Source organism: Terribacillus saccharophilus, from assembly GCF_002272745.1.
GTDB classification, from domain to species: domain Bacteria; phylum Bacillota; class Bacilli; order Bacillales; family Amphibacillaceae; genus Terribacillus; species Terribacillus saccharophilus_B.
On sequence record NZ_NPBD01000037.1, the window covers coordinates 1 to 278 of the forward strand.

A 278-nucleotide genomic window follows, 5' to 3' on the forward strand; every position below is an offset into this window, starting at 1 on the left:
TTTTTTTATGTGAACCTTGAAAACTAGATAAGAAACAACAATGCCAAAACATCAAACTTTAAAGCCGACAATTTATTGTCGCGATTTATAGATTTATCATGCGTTATTAGTTAAGTGAAGAAGGGCGCACGGTGGATGCCTTGGCACTAGGAGCCGATGAAGGACGGGACTAACACCGATATGCTTCGGGGAGCTGTAAGTAAGCTTTGATCCGAAGATTTCCGAATGGGGGAACCCGCTATCCGTTATTGGATAGTACGTATTACTGAATACATAGG

General features: G+C 41.4%; 1 rRNA gene. It reads left to right on the forward strand.

Annotated features, from left to right (window positions below):
- Positions 1-108: 108 nt before the first annotated feature.
- A 23S ribosomal RNA gene (locus CHH58_RS18110) occupies positions 109-278 on the forward strand; the annotation flags it as partial.